The sequence below is a fragment of the Buchananella hordeovulneris genome, from assembly GCF_001907235.1.
In the GTDB taxonomy this organism is placed as follows: domain Bacteria; phylum Actinomycetota; class Actinomycetes; order Actinomycetales; family Actinomycetaceae; genus Buchananella; species Buchananella hordeovulneris.
On record NZ_MQVS01000013.1, the window covers coordinates 1 to 12,645 of the forward strand.

General features: G+C 69.1%; 13 protein-coding genes. 3 read left to right on the forward strand and 10 right to left on the reverse strand.

The annotated features are described in order from the left end of the window. Positions 1-264: 264 nt before the first annotated feature. The 3 genes from gdhA to BSZ40_RS10110 all read right to left on the reverse strand — a co-directional run bounded on the left by gdhA (position 265) and on the right by BSZ40_RS10110 (position 3,331). The gene (gene gdhA, locus BSZ40_RS10100) at positions 265-1,605 is read right to left on the reverse strand and encodes an NADP-specific glutamate dehydrogenase (RefSeq protein WP_073826001.1); all 1,341 of its coding nucleotides are present in this window, start codon (positions 1,603-1,605) and stop codon (positions 265-267) included. A 245-nt stretch (positions 1,606-1,850) separates the two neighbouring features. Next, a complete protein-coding gene (locus BSZ40_RS10105; protein ID WP_073826004.1) occupies positions 1,851-2,585 on the reverse strand; it encodes an ABC transporter permease in 735 nt (244 codons plus the stop codon). Then, positions 2,582-3,331, reverse strand: coding sequence for an ABC transporter ATP-binding protein (locus tag BSZ40_RS10110; protein WP_073826005.1), 750 nt, complete (start codon positions 3,329-3,331; stop codon positions 2,582-2,584). The genes BSZ40_RS10105 and BSZ40_RS10110 overlap by 4 nt, the downstream gene beginning before the upstream one ends. Before the next feature lie 132 nt (positions 3,332-3,463). Here BSZ40_RS10110 and BSZ40_RS10115 point away from each other — a divergent pair, with 132 nt between their 5' ends. Continuing rightward, positions 3,464-4,240: a TetR/AcrR family transcriptional regulator gene (locus BSZ40_RS10115; RefSeq protein WP_073826008.1), complete on the forward strand. Its 777-nt coding sequence runs from the start codon at positions 3,464-3,466 to the stop codon at positions 4,238-4,240. A gap of 68 nt (positions 4,241-4,308) precedes the next feature. Here BSZ40_RS10115 and purL read toward each other — a convergent pair whose 3' ends face one another. The 4 genes from purL to BSZ40_RS10135 all read right to left on the reverse strand — a co-directional run bounded on the left by purL (position 4,309) and on the right by BSZ40_RS10135 (position 8,352). Beyond that, positions 4,309-6,606, reverse strand: a complete 2,298-nt coding sequence (purL, locus tag BSZ40_RS10120; protein ID WP_073826009.1) for a phosphoribosylformylglycinamidine synthase subunit PurL — start codon at positions 6,604-6,606, stop codon at positions 4,309-4,311. Between the two features lie 13 nt (positions 6,607-6,619). Beyond that, positions 6,620-7,339 (reverse strand): phosphoribosylformylglycinamidine synthase subunit PurQ, encoded by a 720-nt coding sequence (purQ, locus tag BSZ40_RS10125; protein WP_084542797.1) that lies wholly within the window; start codon positions 7,337-7,339, stop codon positions 6,620-6,622. Then, the gene (gene purS / locus BSZ40_RS10130; RefSeq protein WP_073826012.1) at positions 7,336-7,593 is read right to left on the reverse strand and encodes a phosphoribosylformylglycinamidine synthase subunit PurS; all 258 of its coding nucleotides are present in this window, start codon (positions 7,591-7,593) and stop codon (positions 7,336-7,338) included. The genes purQ and purS overlap by 4 nt, the downstream gene beginning before the upstream one ends. 93 nt (positions 7,594-7,686) lie before the next feature. Next, positions 7,687-8,352, reverse strand: coding sequence for a DUF6348 family protein (locus tag BSZ40_RS10135; RefSeq protein ID WP_073826014.1), 666 nt, complete (start codon positions 8,350-8,352; stop codon positions 7,687-7,689). A 172-nt stretch (positions 8,353-8,524) separates the two neighbouring features. On the opposite strand from BSZ40_RS10135, the gene BSZ40_RS10140 reads away from it, so the two are divergent. Together BSZ40_RS10140 and BSZ40_RS10145 are read left to right on the forward strand one after the other, a co-directional pair. Beyond that, positions 8,525-9,406: a phosphoribosylaminoimidazolesuccinocarboxamide synthase gene (locus tag BSZ40_RS10140; RefSeq protein WP_073826016.1), complete on the forward strand. Its 882-nt coding sequence runs from the start codon at positions 8,525-8,527 to the stop codon at positions 9,404-9,406. Next, complete coding sequence (locus tag BSZ40_RS10145; protein WP_084542798.1) at positions 9,403-11,589, forward strand: WD40 repeat domain-containing protein; 2,187 nt, start codon at positions 9,403-9,405, stop codon at positions 11,587-11,589. The genes BSZ40_RS10140 and BSZ40_RS10145 overlap by 4 nt, the downstream gene beginning before the upstream one ends. 84 nt (positions 11,590-11,673) lie before the next feature. Here the strand turns inward: BSZ40_RS10145 and BSZ40_RS12415 are convergent, their stop codons facing one another. From BSZ40_RS12415 to BSZ40_RS12420, 3 genes are read right to left on the reverse strand one after another with little or no spacing between them, the layout of a single operon-like run. Further along, positions 11,674-11,808 carry a hypothetical protein gene (locus tag BSZ40_RS12415; protein WP_281246647.1) on the reverse strand — a complete coding sequence of 45 codons (135 nt, stop codon included), beginning with the start codon at positions 11,806-11,808 and terminating at the stop codon, positions 11,674-11,676. Between the two features lie 38 nt (positions 11,809-11,846). After that, positions 11,847-12,332, reverse strand: a complete 486-nt coding sequence (locus tag BSZ40_RS11695; RefSeq protein ID WP_143180945.1) for a DUF6301 family protein — start codon at positions 12,330-12,332, stop codon at positions 11,847-11,849. A gap of 27 nt (positions 12,333-12,359) precedes the next feature. Beyond that, a complete protein-coding gene (locus BSZ40_RS12420) occupies positions 12,360-12,488 on the reverse strand; it encodes a hypothetical protein (RefSeq protein WP_281246648.1) in 129 nt (42 codons plus the stop codon). Positions 12,489-12,645: the final 157 nt, after the last annotated feature.

Genomic DNA, 12,645 nt, shown 5'->3' on the forward strand with positions numbered 1-12,645 from the left:
CGCCCAGCAAACCCCATCTCCAACTCATCCAAAACCACATCCCGATCCCAACCCACAACAACCTCCAACCCAACACAACAAACCGTTGCACTGAGCATCTGACACCACCTATATGGCGCCTGTGCCGCCCCCGTAGCAATCTAGGGCGGCCTGCCGCCGCACACCCCACCCCACCCAACAAATCCGAGGGCGCCCCCGCCGCACGCCTCAGCCAGCAGGCACAGGGGGCGGGCCGCCTCCGCGACCCGCCCCCAAGATCTAGCTTCAGATGACGCCGTGGATGAGCATCACGTCAGCCACGCGCTTGAAACCGGCGATGTTGGCACCGAAAACATAGTCGCCGGGGCGGCCGTATTCCTCCGCGGTGGCGGCACACGAGTTGTGGATGTCCTCCATGATGGCGTCCAGGGCGGCCTCGGCCGTCTCGAAGCTCCAGCGGTCGCGGGAGGCGTTCTGCTGCATCTCCAGCGCCGAGGTCGCCACCCCGCCCGCGTTCGCCGCCTTGCCGGGGCCGAAGAGCACGCCCGCCGCCTGGAAGGCCTCGACTGCCTCTGGCGTGGAGGGCATGTTGGCCCCCTCGGACACCGCCCGCACCCCGTTCTTAATCAGGGTGGCGGCCGCCGCGCCGTCTAGTTCGTTCTGGGTGGCCGAGGGGATGGCCACGTCGCATGGCACGTCCCAGATGGACCCGCCTTCGACGTAGCGCACGGCCCCGCCCTTGCGGTCGGCGTAGTCGCGGATGCGGCCGCGCTCCACCTCCTTGATCTGCTTGACCAGGGCCAGATCGATGCCTGCCTCGTCGACGATGTAGCCGTTGGAGTCGGACAGCGCCACGACGGTGGCCCCCAGCGCCTGCGCCTTCTGGGTGGCGTAGATGGCGACGTTCCCGGAGCCCGAGACGACAACCCGGCGCCCGTCAAAACTCTCGCCCTTGGTGCCGAGCATGGACTGGGCGAAGTGCACGGCCCCGTAGCCGGTGGCTTCGGTGCGTACGAGCGAGCCGCCGTAGGCCAGGCCCTTGCCGGTGAGCACTCCAGCGTCGTAGCGATTGACTAGGCGTTTGTATTGCCCGAAGAGGTAGCCGATTTCGCGGGCGCCGACGCCGATGTCCCCGGCTGGCACGTCGGTGTCGGGGCCGATGTGGCGGGCCAGCTCGGTCATGAAGGATTGACAAAAGCGCATGACCTCGGCATCGGATTTGCCGTGCGGATCGAAGTCGGAGCCACCCTTGCCGCCGCCGATGCCCTGGTTGGTCAGGGCGTTCTTGAAGATCTGCTCAAAGCCGAGGAACTTGATGATGCCGCCGTTGACGGACGGGTGGAACCGCAAGCCCCCCTTGTAGGGGCCGAGGGCGGAGTTGAACTCGACGCGGAAGCCGCGGTTGACACGCACCCGCCCGGCGTCATCGACCCACGGCACCCGGAAGATGATCTGCCGTTCCGGCTCGACGATGCGGTCCAGCAAGCCGAAGTCGGCGTAGTGGGGGTCCTTTTCCAGAAGGGGACCGAGGGAGTCGAGCACCTCGTGCACTGCCTGGTGGAATTCGGTTTCGCCGCGGTTGCGCGCAACGACGGTGTCATAAACGTCCTGCAAAAGCTCATGCATGGGACGGTTCCCTTCTCGCGGGGCCCCGGGTGGGGCGCTAGTTCGCTTAAACGATTACCGCTGCGGGCGCCGCTGCTGCCCCGGTTAGCGTTCGCAAACAGCATCACCCGTAGCAGTAAAAGCCTGGCACAGACTAACCCAAACCTCGCCCGTGATCTTACATTCTGGGCAATGTGAGGTGGGACAATCTCACGGCCTGGCGGCCGGTGGGGACCATAGCCCCACCGCCCGCCTGCGCACATCACTCAGCGGCGCCGCCGCAACATGGTTAGGGACGCCAAGAACCCCACCACCGCCCAGCAGGCCACCACGATCCACGGCCGCGCATCGAGCGGAAAGTCGCCCGGTGCCATGGTGCCGCGCACCAGGCGCCCCATCGAGTCGAAGGGCAGCCACTCGTGCAGGGTGCGCCCCCAGGCGGGCAGTCGCTCCGCTGGGTAGGCGATGGGCGTGAACAGCATGGTGCCCATGATGAAGACCTGGGTGCACATGAGGGTGCCGATCTTGCCGAAGGTGACGGCGGGGACGTAGCCGATGGCGGTGGCGCCGAACGCCACCAGCAGCACAGCGGGGGCCACGGCCCAGCTGGGGGAGAAGTCCAGGCCGTAACGCCAGCTGCCCACCACGATGCAGGAGATTAGTCCCGGCAGGGCCAGGGCCATCCACACCAGCATGTCCGCTAACACGAAGACGGCCCGGGGCACGGGCAGGGTGAGCATCCATTCGTATCCGCCCTCGGCCCGGGTGTCGGCCACGGTTTGTGGGGCCACCACCAGCCCCAGCATGAGCAGACAAATGGTGATGGCGGCGGTGGTCAGGAACAGGCTGGTGCGCTGATCCACCTCCCCGACAATCAGGCCGTAGCCGAGGGTAATGGCGGCGGCAATGATGACTTGCAGGGCGAAGTAGACGGGCAGGGCCAGGGCCTGACGGCGCAGTTGCCACTGCAGAAACAGGCCGAACTGTTTGAAGGTTTTCATTGGGTCACCTCGGCTTGCTGGGTGAGTTGGATGTAGAGGTCTTCGAGGCTGCGCGGCGCGTCAGGTCCGCTGAGCAGTTCGGCGGGGCTGCCTCCGGCGATGACGCGCCCGTGGTCGAGGATGGTCAGGCGGTCAACGGCGGTTTCGGCTTCACGCACGTTGTGGGTCACCAGCAGCACGGCAGCTCCGGCGTCCGCCACCTCCCTGACCTGGCGCCACAGCAGTTGGCGGCGCACCGGGTCGACGTCGTTGGTGGGTTCGTCGAGGGCCACGAGGTGGCCGGGGGCCACCACGGCCATGGCGAAGGCAGTCAGGCGCGCCACACCCCCGGAGAGGGTCTGGCTAACCCGGTCGGCCCATTCCCCGATGTCGAGAGCGTCAACGAGGGCCGCGGCGCGCCGTTTGCTCTCGGCGCGGGGTAGGCCGCGCAGGCGGCCGACGAGTTCGATCGCCTTGCGGGGAGGCAGGCCCGAGATGGGGACGGTTCCCTGGGCTTGGACGCTGATGAGGCGCCGGGCGAGGGCGGGGCGGGCGACGAGGTCGTGCCCGTCGAGGTGGATCTCGCCGGCCGTGGGCTGCAGGAGGCCGACGAGTTGGCGAATGAGGGTAGTTTTGCCGGCGCCGTTGTGGCCGAGCAGGCCGTGGACGTGCCCGGCGGGCACCTCAAGCGTGAGGTCGACGTTGGCATGCACGGGGCCGTGCCGGGTGGGAAAGGTGCGCTGCAGGTGCGACACGCTGAGAGTCATGATTCTCCTCCGTCAAATTCCATACCGTCTGGAATATTCCGAAAGGTATCATCGGCGTCGTGGCCCTGCAAGCGCTTTTTGCCCCCAAAATCCCTTCCCTCCACTACTCATACCGAGCGGTATCATGGGGGCATGAGTGAGTCGGAAAAGTCCCCCGGAGTAGCCAACGCCCTGCGCAACCTGACGCAAGCCGTCGGCGGCCTAGCGCGCGCCCTCAACCGCGACCTGCTCGACACCAGCAGCGCTGCCCAAGCCCGTGCCTTCAACCAGGTCTCCCAGCAGCTGCAGGACGCCGCCGACACCCTGACGAAAAAAGCCGAGGCGGTTGAGCGACGCAAACACAACCGCACCGCCACGCAGGAAGAGATCCTTGCCGCCACGAAGCGGGTGGTGGCCGCCAAAGGCTTCGCCGGGGCCTCGATGGCCGACATCGCGGCCGAGGCCAACTTCACCAAGGGGGCGATCTACGGCTCCTTCGCCTCCAAGGAGGAGCTCCTCCTCGCTGCCGCCGACCGGCACTACGAGCTACAGCACGAGGTGATGGCCGAGCACTACGCCAACGGCACCGCGCCACAGACGTGGGAGGAGATGTGCACCGACGAGGACACCACCGACGTCACCTTCGCCCTGGAGACCCTCCTGTTCGCCATCCGCAACCCGGCCGGGCGCGCCCGAGCGGCCACCCACATCAACGCACTGCTGCAGGCCGCCGCCCGCCTCTGCGTAGAGGAGGAAGGCCAGGAGCCCGGGCCGCAGCACGAGGCCCTGGCCTTCATCATCAGCTCGGTCTTCTCCATGGCCGGGCTCTACTCGGCGATCCTGGGACCCGAGAACGTCAAAGACATGTTCACCCACGCCGCCCGTCTCCTCGAAAGCCTGGGCGCCGCCCCCTTGAGCAAGACCGAATAGCGCCGGGCGGGGCACCCGCCGTCTCGGCCAGTGCCCCGCCCATGCCCCCGCCCGCAAGCGGGAAGCGGCTAATCGAAGTGGCGCCGCAGCGGCGCGTCCACCACTGCCCGCAACTCGGCCACGTCCAGGCCCGCCACCCCGGCGATCACCAACTCGGCCCCGCCGGTTACCCCGATGCGCGCCACCGGCACGCCCGCGGCCTGCGCCCGAGCCTGCACCTTAGCGGCGTGCCCCGCGGGGGTGGCCACCAAGGCCCGCGCCCCCGACTCGCTGAACAGCAACTCGAACAGGTCGATCCCGTCGCGCTCGGCCACGGCCGACAAGTCGAGCTGCGCCCCGACGCCGAAACGCACCGTGGCATCCACCAGCGCCTGGGCCAGGCCCCCGGCCGAAAGGTCGTGGCTGGCACACACCTCGCCCGCCCGCACGGCCCCCACCAACACTTCGGCTAGGGCCTGCTCGGCGGCCAGGTCCACGCGCGGCGGCAGACCCCCCAGGTGGTCGTGCACGGCTCGCGCCCACGCCGACCCATCCAGTTCGGCCGCGCTGGCCCCCAGTAGCAGCACCTCGCAGTCAGCCTGCGCCCAGCCCGACGGCACCACGACCGACACGTCGTCGAGCACCCCGAGCACACCGACGACCGGGGTCGGGTTGATGGACGAGGTCGGCAACCCCTTCTCGGTGCCGGAGGAGTTGTACAGCGAGACGTTGCCGCCGGTGACCGGCACCCCCAGGGCCTGGCAGGCCGCCGCCAAGCCCTCGATGGCCTCCACTAGCTGCCACATGGCATCCGGGTCTTCGGGCGAACCGAAGTTCAGGCAGTCGGTGACCGCCAGCGGGCGCGCCCCCACGGTGGCCACGTTGCGGTAGGCCTCAGCCAGCGCCAGGGCGGCCCCGGCACGCGGATCAAGCTTGGCGAAGCGCCCATTGGCGTCGGTGGCGATGGCCACCCCCCGGCCGGTGGCCTCGTCCACGCGCACCACCCCGGCGTCGTCGGGCTGAGCCAGGGCCGTGGCGCCCTGCACGTAGCGGTCGTACTGGTCGGTGACCCAGGCGGCGCTGGCCTGGTTCGGGTCGGTGGCCACCGCCAGGATGGCCTGCCGCAACTCCTGCGGGCCGACCGGCCGGGCCAGGCGGGCCGCCGAGTCGGCGTTCAGGGCGTCCTGCCAGGCCGGCCGCGCGTAGGGACGGTCGTATTCGGGGCCCTCGTGGGCCACCGTCTTGGGGTCGACGTCGACGATGCGGTGACCGTGGTGGTCGATCGTCAAGCGCCCGGTGCCGGTGACCTCGCCGATGACGGCGCTCTCCACATCCCACTTGGCGGTCACGGCGAGGAACTCCGCCAGCTTGTCCGGCCGCACGACCGCCATCATGCGTTCCTGCGACTCGCTCATGAGGATCTCACCCGCGGTGAGTGTCGGGTCGCGCAGCAGCACGTCGTCGAGCCACACGTGCATGCCGCCGTCGCCGTTGCTGGCCAGCTCGGAGGTGGCGCACGAGATGCCGGCCGCCCCGAGGTCCTGGATACCCTCCACCAGCCCGGCCGCGAACAGCTCCAGGCAGCACTCGATGAGAAGCTTTTCCATGAACGGGTCGCCCACCTGGACGCTGGGGCGTTTGGCGGGCATGCCGTCCTCGAAGGTTTCCGAGGCGAGGATGGAGGCCCCACCGATGCCGTCGCCGCCGGTGCGAGCCCCGAACAGCACCACCTTGTTGCCCGCGCCCGAGGCGTTGGCCAGGTGGATGTCCTCGTGTCGCAGCACCCCGACGCACAGGGCGTTGACCAGCGGGTTGCCCTGGTAGGAGGAGTCGAACTCGATCTCGCCGCCGATGTTGGGCAGGCCCAGACAGTTGCCGTAGCCGCCCACCCCGGCCACCACGCCGTGCACGACGCGGGCCGTGTCCGGGTGGTCGACCGCCCCAAACCGCAGCTGGTCCATGACGGCCACGGGGCGAGCCCCCATGGAGATGATGTCGCGCACGATGCCACCGACACCGGTCGCCGCCCCCTGGTAGGGCTCGACGAAGCTCGGGTGGTTGTGGGATTCGACCTTGAAGGTCACGGCCCAGCCGTCGCCGATGTCGACCACCCCGGCGTTCTGACCCATGCCCACCAGCAAGTGGGTGCGCATCGCGTCGGTGGTGTGCCGCCCGAAGGTACGCAGGTGCTTCTTGGACGACTTGTAGGAGCAGTGCTCGGACCACATCACCGAGTACATGGCCAATTCGGCCGCGGTGGGACGCCGCCCCAGCAGTTCCTTGATGCGCGCGTACTCGTCGCTCTTCAGCCCCAGCTCGGCGTACGGCATCTCCTGATCGGGCGTGGCGGCGGCGTTTTCTACCGTGTCGGGCAGGTGTTCAGTCATGGTTTTCCCCTCCTCAGGCGGCCAACAGACCGTTGAGCACGGACGTGAAGATGGCCAGGCCGTCGGTGCCGGTGCGTGGACCAGCCGGAGAGTCCGGGCCGAAGCCCACCTCGACCGCGTGTTCGGGGTGTGGCATGAGGCCGACGACGTTCCCGGCCTCGTTGCAGATCCCGGCAATGTCGTGCAGGGAACCGTTGGGGTTGACCTCCAGGTACCGGAACACCACCTGGCCCTCACCTTCCAGGCGCGCCAGGGTGACCTCGTCGGCCACGAAACCGCCCTCCCCGTTCTTCAGCGGCACGGTGATTTCGCGGCCCGGCGCTAGATCGCGGGTCCAGGGGGTGGCGGTGTTTTCGACGCGCAGCTTCTGGTCACGGCAGATGAAACGCTGGTGGTCGTTGCGGATCAGGGCACCCGGCAGCAGGTGCGACTCGCACAGGATCTGGAACCCGTTGCAGATGCCCAGCACGGGCATTCCCGCCCCCGCGCGCGCAATGACCTCGTCCATGATAGGAGCGAAGCGCGCGATGGCGCCGCACCGCAAGTAGTCGCCGTGGGAGAAACCACCCGGGATGATGACGGCGTCGACGTCTCGCAGGGATGTGTCCTTGTGCCACAGGGACACGGGCGTGCCCCCGGCCAGGCGGACCGCGCGCGCGGCGTCGCGGTCATCGAGCGTGCCGGGGAAGGTGATGACCCCGACCCGGGCGGCCGCCAGGTTGCCCGAGCTCACCGCTCCTCCTCCACGGCGTGCACCGAGACGACGTCCTCGATAATCGGGTTGGACAGCAGCTTTTCGGCCGCTTGGCGGGCCTGGGCGAGGTGGTCTTCCGTGACGGGGCCCGCGACGGTGAGTTCGAACCGGCGGCCCTGGCGCACATCGGTGAACACGTCGATGCCGAGGCGCGGCAGGGCGCCGCGCACGGCCTTTCCTTGCGGGTCGAGAATTTCGGGCTTGGGCATTACTTCGACGACGATGCGTCCCATCGGTCCTCCAAGGTGGTGGCAGGCAGCACCTCCCATGGTAGTCGGGCAAGGGGACGCCCTCCGTTTGCGATCCGCCACAGCCCTGCCGGACGCTTAGCCGCCCACGTGCAGGATGGCGAAGTGGCGCGCGGAGTAGAAGAAGTCGTGGGCCTGCCAGTCCATGGCCCGCAGGGCCTCCTGGGGGCCGGGCAGGTCCTCGTTGTCAAGCTGGAACTCGGCGGCGAAGACGTCGTCGCCGTTGCGGGCGTAGTAGATGCGCAGGAAGTGGAAGCCGGGTGCCAGCTGCTTGTCGGCCACCACCTGGCCACCCAGGTCCCAAAAACCGGCGGGCACGTCTAGGTGACCGCAGTCCGCGGCGTTGCTCTTCCACACGGCGGGGCCGACGTAAACGCGGGCCGGGCCGCTGGCGGTGGGCCACTCCTCCACGTCGACCTCGCCCGGCTCGCCCGAGAAAGCAGCGATCATGACGTGCAGGGACGAGGTGGTGAAGCTGTGCAGGTTGCTGTTCAGGGCGCCCTCAACGTCGTTGCTGCTGTCCCCGAACGCCTCGCACACCTCACGCCCGTCCGGCAGGGTCGCCACCACGTCGAAGCGGGAGATGACGCTGCCGTCCCCCTCGCTGACGAAGGCGGTGCCCTCAAAGCTGATGGGCTGCGGCCAGTTCGTGACCCGGATCTTGTCGCCGTCTTCCTCGATTTGCGCGTCGTGCGCTTCGAGAAGTTGGCCCACGTAGCTGGTGAGGTTGTACTGGTTGGACATGTCTGCTCCCTTAGCGAGTATGGCTTTCGACGGCAATTTAGTGACCGCAGCGGGGTGGATGGGAGCTTTTGCGGGTCGCAACTTGGCGACACGGTGCCGAGGCGACGGGCGCGGGCGCGAACACCGAGCAGCGGGCGCGGGCCGGGCCGGGCGCGAGTGGGAAAATGGGGGCATGGCTATTTCTGCTCCCGCGCTGCCGGGCTGGCGGCACATTTATTCCGGCAAGGTGCGTGACCTGTATGCCCCCGCTGACGGGGCGGGCGACCGGGTGCTGGTGGTGGCGTCGGACCGCATTAGCGCCTACGACTTTGTGCTGCCCACCCCGATCCCCGATAAGGGCAAGATTCTGACGGCGATGTCGCTGTGGTGGTTCGCGCAGTTGGCGGACGTGGTGGGCAATCACGTGCTGTCCACTAACGTGCCGACGGCGGTGGCGGGCCGGGCGATGGTGTGCCGCCGCCTGGAGATGGTGCCGGTGGAGTGCGTGGTGCGCGGCTACCTGACGGGCTCGGGCCTGGCGGAGTATCACGCGGGCGGGCAAGTGTGCGGGGTGGAGCTGCCGGGCGGGCTGACGGAGGCCAGCGCGCTGCCGGAGCCGATCTTCACCCCCGCGACGAAGGCCGCGGTCGGGGAGCACGACGAGAACGTGTCCTTCGCCCAGGTGACGGCCCGGGTGGGGGCAAAGGTGGCGCACGCGCTGCGGGAGACGTCGCTGGCGGTCTACCGGCAGGCGGCGACGCTGGCGGCAGCGCGCGGCATCATCCTGGCGGACACGAAGTTCGAGTTCGGGCACTTTAACGGGCAGCTGCTGCTGGGTGACGAGGTGCTGACCCCGGATTCGTCCCGGTTCTGGCCCGCCGACGCCTGGCGGCCCGGGCAGGTCACGCCGAGTTTCGACAAGCAGTACGTGCGCGACTGGTTGACGTCGGCGGCCGCCGGGTGGGACCGGGCGGCGGGCGCGGCGCCCCCGCCGCTGCCCGCCGCGGTCGTGGAGCGAACGCGGCAGCGCTACCTTGAGGCCTATCAAACGCTGACGGGCCAGCCCTGGCAGTGACAACGCGGGTGGGCGGCGTCGCGCCGGTGACCCTGAGCGGGCACAGCGGCGCACTGGCGGGCGGGGCCGTGAGCCCGGACGGCGCCTGGCTGGTCACCTGGGGCGAGGACGCCACGCTCCGCCTCTGGGACGCGACCACGGGGGCCTGCCTGCGGGTGCTGGCAGGACCTGCCGCGCCCGTGGAGTCGGCGAGTCTCCGCGCCGACGGAGCCCGCCTGCTCACCTGTCACGCCGACGGGCGGGCGCGGTTGTGGCGGCTCGCCTCCGGGCGGCAGCTGCCGGGACCGGTGGGGTGCGGGCCGCTGGCGGGCGGCGGTTACGTGCCCGGCTGGCAACTGGCGGTGCTGACGGGGCGGGACGGGACGCTGTGGTGGTGGCCCGAGGTCGGGGCGCCGACGCCCACCCCCGGCCACACCCGGGCGGTGACCGGGTGGGCGGCCAGTGCCGACGGCACCACGGTAGCCACCGCCAGCTACGACGGCACGGTCCGTCTCTGGGACACCGCGACGCGGGCGTGCCTGCGGATGCTGGCGCCCGGGCGCGGGCCGTTGCGGCGCGTCGCCCTCAGCGGCGACGGACGGCAGGTGGCGGCCAGCGACCAGGCGGGCCGGGTGTGGCTGTGGCGGGGCGCGGGCGAGGCGGAAGCCCGGCAGCTGGCCGGGCACCGCGACGGCGCGCTGTCGCTGGAGTTTTCCGCGGACGGCGCGCTGCTGCTGAGCGTCAGCTGCGACGGGACCGCCCGCGTGTGGCAGACCGCCACGGGCGCCTGCTTGCGGATTATCGAGCGGGACCACGACGTCGTCGTCCGCGCCGCTTTCTGCCCCACCGGGCGGCACCTGGTGGTGGGATGGGATGACACCACCGTCGAACTGCTGCCTGCCCGAAAGGGGCCGGGGCTGGGCCAGTGGGCGGGGCCGCGGCCCGCGCTGCTATCGGTGGGCTTTGCCGACGCGGCGCGGGTCTTTCTGGTCGGCGAACGGGAGGCGTGCCTGCGGGAGGTTGACGGGGCGGGTTGCCTCCCGCTGGCGGCCTGCGCCCACCCCGAGCTGGCGGCGACCGCCTGCACCCCCACCGCGGTACTTACCGCGTTCACGGACGGGGCGGCGTGGGTGTGGCGGGTGGACGGGCGACCGGTGGCCCTGACCGGGCACGCCGACCATGTCTCCGCCGCCTGCCTGAGCGAGGACGGGCGGCGGGCACTGACCACCAGCTTCGACGGCACCACCCGCCTGTGGGACGTGCAGAGCGGGGTCTGCCTGTGCGCGTGGGACGGCTGGGGGGCGGCCGTCGCCCTGTGCCCGGACGGCGCGACGGCCGCGACCGGGGGCGTCGACGGTCTGGTTTGGCTGCGCCACGCGGCGGGGCGCGCGTCTCGCGTCCTGGCCGGGCACGGCCGGGAGGTGGCGGTGTGCGCGTTCGACGCGTCCGGCCAGCGGCTGCTGACCGGCAGCGACGACGCCACCGCGCGCCTGTGGGACGCACAGAGTGGTGACTGCCTGCGGGTGTTGCCCGGAACCGCGGCCGTCACGGCGGGGGTCTGGGCGCCGGGCGGCGCCGTGGTGGCGCTCGGGGACGCCGACGGCACGGTGCACCTGTGGGACGCGGAGAGCGGGGAACGGCGGGCCGAATTACCCGGGCACAGCACCTACACGCAGGTGCGGCTCTCTTTCAGCCCGGACGGGCGCTGGCTGCTGGTAACCGACGGCACGTCGGTGGCCCGCTTGTGGGACGCGCACACCGGGCGACTCGCAGCCGAGCTGGCGGCGCCACCGGGGGCCGAATGTTACGGCGGGGTGTTTGTCGGCGACAGCGCAGCGGTGGCGACCGGGCACGCCGACGGCACTGTGCGCAGCTGGCGGGTGCCGGACGGGCGGGTGACCGGGGTTATCGCGGGCCCGCCCGGCGGGGCGGTCGCGGTGGGGCGCGGGCCAGGCGCCACGGTATGGACGGTGGGCCGGGATGGCGCGGTGCGGCAGTGGGATCTACAGGCTGGGCAGCAAGTTGGCTTCCAGGGCGAACCCCTGCCCGGCGGGGAGATATTGGTGCGGGCCGGGGCCAGCCAGGAGGTGATCGGTGCCTCGCCCGGGGCCGGGCAGTGGCTGGGGCACGTGGCCGTGCGCAGCGGGCGGCCGGTGCGGGAGCCGGTGGGGCCGCTGCCCGGCCTGCCGGACGGGTGGGGGTGAGCGGAGCAGACGGCAGGCAGGCTCCAGACGCGGCACTTGTGACGCTGTCAAGTTTTTGGACGGGTGGCGTGGGTTTGTTGTGGGTTAGGCGGCTTGGGTTTTGTGTTCCTGCTCGCGCACGAGCCGCCCGACCAGCTTCACGCTGCAGGCCAACCCGGCCAGGGCTGGCAGGCCACGGATCTGGCGGACCCCAGCAAACCCGCGGTGAGCGTCAAACACTTCCCGCACCCGGCCACAAGCCAGTATGCACCTTCAAGCTACTCGCCTGAACCGGACTCCTTCATCAGGGCGGTAAGTTCCGGCGACCACACTGAGGCATCTGCAGTTGTGCGATCCCAGCTTATTCTAACTGTGACACCTGAACACAACTCCCATTGACTTGATCTTATGCCGGAACGGTCCGCATCCCTATAGGGTTCGCCCCATTCTTTCACCAATAGTTCCTCGACTTGCTCTACAAGCTCGCAAATCATTAGCGTGAACGCTTTTTCCTCGTCGGCAATTGAACTCAACGGGAACGACACCCTAAGAACCATTCCATCCACAACGGTCATTCTACTGTCAGCCTCGTCGGCTTCAGCAAGATCGCTACAGAACAGATTAGTTCGGACATTAGAAGGTTTCCATTCTAACTGCTTCGCTATAACTACGCCCTGTTCCAAAGTCAACGGCCACCGTGCGTGCACCCATGCGCGAATCAACGCCAAGCAGCGCTCAGAGCTAAGGATGCGGAAATCGTTCATAGCTCCCCCTTTCCAATAAGTAGATTTTCATCCTAGCAGTTTGTTGACGCGTTTGGTGAGCTCTTGGAATACTTCGGGCGTGAGACCGAAGTCCAGCACGGTGCTTTTGGTGATTTCGGGTGATCTGGTGTAGATGACTCGGAGTTGGTTTTGCATCTGTTCACAAGGCAGCATTCGGCGGCGAACAAACAGCAGCCACGGGTCGAGCCGTGCGACAGCCTTTGATAGCTACCCCGGCCATACCAGTCAGCAGCTTCAACAGCCAGACATGCCAAGACGCCAACTAGACCCACGTCCGGGATTTCGATGAGTC

Excerpts from the sequence above, each read along its gene's own strand:
- BSZ40_RS10115 (WP_073826008.1), top strand. The coding sequence starts at position 3,464 with ATGAGTGAGTCGGAAAAGTCCCCCGGAGTAGCCAACGCCCTGCGCAAC.
- BSZ40_RS11695 (WP_143180945.1), bottom strand. The coding sequence starts at position 12,332 with ATGAACGATTTCCGCATCCTTAGCTCTGAGCGCTGCTTGGCGTTGATT.
- BSZ40_RS10105 (WP_073826004.1), bottom strand. The coding sequence starts at position 2,585 with ATGAAAACCTTCAAACAGTTCGGCCTGTTTCTGCAGTGGCAACTGCGC.
- gdhA (WP_073826001.1), bottom strand. The coding sequence starts at position 1,605 with ATGCATGAGCTTTTGCAGGACGTTTATGACACCGTCGTTGCGCGCAAC.
- BSZ40_RS10110 (WP_073826005.1), bottom strand. The coding sequence starts at position 3,331 with ATGACTCTCAGCGTGTCGCACCTGCAGCGCACCTTTCCCACCCGGCAC.
- purS (WP_073826012.1), bottom strand. The coding sequence starts at position 7,593 with ATGGGACGCATCGTCGTCGAAGTAATGCCCAAGCCCGAAATTCTCGAC.
- BSZ40_RS10135 (WP_073826014.1), bottom strand. The coding sequence starts at position 8,352 with ATGTCCAACCAGTACAACCTCACCAGCTACGTGGGCCAACTTCTCGAA.
- purL (WP_073826009.1), bottom strand. The coding sequence starts at position 6,606 with ATGACTGAACACCTGCCCGACACGGTAGAAAACGCCGCCGCCACGCCC.
- BSZ40_RS12420 (WP_281246648.1), bottom strand. The coding sequence starts at position 12,488 with ATGCAAAACCAACTCCGAGTCATCTACACCAGATCACCCGAAATCACC.
- BSZ40_RS10140 (WP_073826016.1), top strand. The coding sequence starts at position 8,525 with ATGGCTATTTCTGCTCCCGCGCTGCCGGGCTGGCGGCACATTTATTCC.